This window comes from Mycobacterium sp. TH-M116 (genome assembly GCF_057473685.1).
This window is the reverse complement of sequence record NZ_JBYCLC010000035.1, coordinates 1-4071: the sequence shown is the minus strand read 5'-3', so window position 1 is coordinate 4071 and position 4071 is coordinate 1. Positions and strand designations below refer to the sequence as shown.

The window sequence follows — 4071 nt, the reverse complement described above, 5'->3', positions numbered from 1 at the left end:
CATCCGCTTCGGGCTGGGCGCGGTGCGCAACGTCGGCGCCAACGTGGTCGGTTCGTTGATCAAGACCCGCAGCGAGAAGGGGAAGTTCACCGACTTTTCGGACTACCTGAACAAGATCGACATCGCGGCGTGCAACAAGAAAGTCACCGAGTCGCTGATCAAGGCGGGCGCGTTCGATTCGCTCGGTCATGCCCGCAAGGGCCTGTTCCTGGTGCACACCGACGCCGTCGACTCCGTGCTGGGCACCAAGAAGGCCGAGGCGATGGGTCAATTCGACCTGTTCGGAGGCGACACCGGGTGCACCGAGTCGGTGTTCACCATCAAGGTGCCCGTGGACGAGTGGGAAGACAAACACAAGCTGGCGCTCGAGCGGGAGATGCTGGGCCTGTACGTCTCCGGGCATCCGCTGAACAAGGTTGCGCACCTGCTGACCGCCCAGGTGGACACGCAGATCCCGGCCATCCTGGACGGGGATGTCCCCAACGAGACCCAGGTACGGGTGGGCGGCATCCTCGCGTCGGTGAACAGGCGGGTGAACAAGAACGGGATGCCCTGGGCGTCAGCGCAATTGGAGGATCTCACGGGTGGCATCGAGGTGATGTTCTTCCCGCACGCCTACTCCACGTACGGCGCCGACATCGCCGACGACGCGGTGGTGCTGGTCAACGCGAAGGTGGCGATCCGCGACGACCGGATCGCCCTGATCGCCAACGAACTGGTGGTGCCCGACTTCTCCAGCGCGCAGGTGGACCGGCCGCTGTCGGTCAGCCTGCCCACCCGGCAGTGCACCGTCGACAAGGTGAGCGCACTCAAACAGGTGCTGGCGCGTCATCCCGGAACCTCGCAGGTGCACCTGCGGCTCATCAGTGGGGACCGCATCACCACTTTGGAGTTGGACCAGTCGCTGCGGGTGACGACATCGCCGGCGTTGATGGGCGACCTCAAGGAGTTGCTCGGCCCGGGTTGTCTGGGCGGTTAGGCCGCGTCGGAGCTCAGCCGCCACGCCGGCGCCGACGATCACCGGTGATCCGGACGGCGGCGACGATCGATGTCGTGGCGCTACTGTGATGTCGACCATAGTGTGCCGGCCAAGGAGGACCGAGATGACGCCAACCGAGCGTCCGGCAACCATGTGTGAGGCGTTCCAGCGCACCGCGTCGATCGATCCGGGCGCCGTCGCGCTGCGGACGCCGGGCAACACCCGGACAGTGACGTGGCGGGAGTATGCCGACCAGGTGCGCAGGGTTGCCGCGGGCCTGGCGGGGTTGGGTGTCAGGCGGGGCGACACGGTGTCGCTGATGATGGCCAACCGGATCGAGTTCTATCCCCTGGAAGTGGGAGCCCAACACGCCGGCGCCACGTCATTCTCGGTCTACAACACGCTGCCCCCCGAGCAGCTGGTGTACCTGTTCGACAACGCGGCCACCAAGGTGGTCATCTGCGAGGAGCAGTACGTAGAGCGCATCCGCGCCAGCGGGGCGTCCATCGAGCACATCGTCTGTATCGACGGTGCGCCGGCCGGAACCATCTCGGTAAATGAGTTGTTCGCCGCTGCGCCCGCGGACTTCGACTTCGACTCCGCATGGCGAGCCGTGCGCCCCGAGGACGTCGTCACCCTTATCTACACCTCTGGGACGACGGGAAACCCCAAGGGGGTGGAGATGACCCACACCAATCTGCTGTTCGAGGGGTATGCCCTCGACGAGGTGCTCGGGATCCGGTTCGGGGACCGGGTGACCTCTTTCCTGCCCTCGGCGCACATCGCCGACCGAATGTGCAACCTCTACCTCCAAGAGATGTTCGGCACCCAAATCACTGCCGTGTCCGACGGCCGCGCCATTGTCGCGGCGCTGCCCGACGCGCGGCCGACCATCTGGGGGGCGGTGCCCCGGGTGTGGGAAAAGCTCAAGGCCGCAATCGAGTTCGCCGTCAATCAGGAAGCGGACGAGGACGCGCGGCGGGCCCTGCAATGGGCGCTGTCGGTGGCCGCCGCACGCGCGGCCGCCGCACTCGCCGGTGAGCCCATGTCCGGCGACCTCGCGGCGGACTGGGCACGGGCTGACGAGCTGGTGCTGTCCACGCTGCGCGAGCGAATCGGTTTCGCTGAGCTGCGCTGGGCGATTTCGGGTGCGGCCCCGATCCCCCGGGAGACGCTCGGGTTCTTCGCCGGCATCGGTATCCCCATCGCTGAGGTGTGGGGAATGTCCGAGCTCAGCTGCGTGGCCTGCACCTGCCATCCGAGTGACGCGCGGCTGGGTGCGGTCGGCAAACTGCTCCCCGGCCTGGAGGGCAAAATCGCCGAAGACGGCGAGTACCTGGTACGCGGTCCACTGGTGATGAAGGGCTATCGCAAGGAACCGGCCAAGACCGCCGAGGCGATCGACGCCGAAGGGTGGCTACACACCGGCGACATCATCGACGTCGACGCGGACGGTTACCTGCGGGTGGTCGACCGCAAGAAGGAGCTGATCATCAACGCGGCCGGAAAGAACATGTCGCCGGCCAACATCGAGAACACCATTCTCGCCGCGTGTCCGATGATCGGAGTGATGATCGCCATCGGTGACGGGCGGCCCTACAACACCGCGCTGCTGGTGTTCGACGCCGACTCGGTCGGCCCCTACGCGGCCGAACACGGCCTGCTCGACGCCTCACCGTCCGCGCTGGCCGCCCACCCGGAGATCATCGCCCGGGTCGCCGCGGGAGTTGCGCAGGGCAATGCGAAATTGTCGCGAGTCGAGCAGGTCAAGCGCTTCCGTATCCTGCCGACGCTGTGGGAGCCGGGCGGCGACGAGATCACCCTGACCATGAAACTCAAGCGCAAGCCGATCATGGAGAAATACGCGGCCGAGGTCGAGGAACTCTATCTGTCCGCTCCGCCCCCTGAGGTCCACGAGCCCTCCCGCATCGAGACGGTGCAGCCGGCGTGAGCGGGGGAGCGGCCACGACCGCACGCGAACTCGGCCGGGTGGGTGTGCGGAAACTCCTGCAGCGCAGCGGGATCCGTGGCGAATCGACCGCGCCACTGGCAACCGACCCCACCGAGGTGAGTCAGCTGTTGGCCGCGCGCTGGTACGACGGGCGGCTCGGCGTGCTGGCCTCGGAGCTGGGACGCGATCCTGACGACGTACGCGCCGAGGCCGCCGGCTACCTGCGGGAGATGGCGGCTTCACTGGATGAACACGCGGTGCAAGCGTGGCGCGGGTTCAGCCGCTGGCTCATGCGCGCCTACGACGTGCTCGTCGACGAGGACCAGATCGCGGCGCTGCGCCGGCTGGACCGCAAGGCGACTCTGGCGTTCGCCTTCTCGCATCGTTCCTACCTCGACGGCATGTTGTTGCCCGAGGTGATCATGGCCAGCCGCCTGTCCCCGGCGCTGACGTTCGGCGGGGCCAATCTGAACTTCTTCCCGATGGGTGCATGGGCCAAGCACACCGGCGCGATCTTCATCCGCCGCCAGACCAAAGACCTCCCGGTCTACCGGTTCGCGCTGCGGGCCTACGCCGCGCAACTGGTGCAGAATCACGCCAACCTGACCTGGTCGATCGAAGGGGGACGCACCAGGACCGGAAAGCTGCGACCGCCGGTGTTCGGAATTCTGCGCTACATTGCCGATGCCGTCGACGAAATCGACGGCCCCGAGGTGTATCTGGTTCCCACGTCCATCGTCTATGACCAGTTGCACGAGGTCGAGGCCATGACCACCGAGGCCTACGGGGCCGCCAAACGTCCCGAGGACCTTCGCTTTCTGGTTCGGCTCGCGCGCCAGCAGGGTCACCGGCTGGGCCGGGCGTACCTGGATTTCGGCGAGCCGCTGCCGCTGCGCAAGCGTCTGGAGGAGCTGCGCGGCGACGAGTCGGGCACCGGGACCGAGATCGAACGCATCGCCTTGGATGTGGAGCACCGCATCAACCGGGCCACGCCGGTCACGCCGACCGCGGTGGTCAGCCTCGCGCTGCTGGGCGCGGACCGCTCCTTGTCGATCAACGAAGTTCTGGCCACCGTGCAACCCCTGGCGAGCTACATCGCGGCGCGCAACTGGGCGGTGGCCGGCGCGGCGGACCTGACCAA

General features: G+C 67.0%; 3 protein-coding genes. All 3 read left to right on the top strand.

Annotated elements, in window-relative coordinates; all coding sequences use genetic code 11:
- On the top strand, positions 1-979 hold a 979-nt coding region (locus tag AC2VOK_RS01605; RefSeq protein WP_428898920.1), incomplete at its 5' end, for a helix-hairpin-helix domain-containing protein.
- Positions 980-1103: 124 nt separating this feature from the next.
- On the top strand, positions 1104-2930 hold the full coding sequence (fadD11, locus tag AC2VOK_RS01600; protein WP_428898919.1) for a fatty acid--CoA ligase FadD11: 1827 nt from the start codon (positions 1104-1106) through the stop codon (positions 2928-2930).
- A partial coding sequence (locus AC2VOK_RS01595; RefSeq protein ID WP_428898918.1) for a lysophospholipid acyltransferase occupies positions 2927-4071 on the top strand: 1145 nt, incomplete at its 3' end. The genes fadD11 and AC2VOK_RS01595, both read left to right, overlap by 4 nt.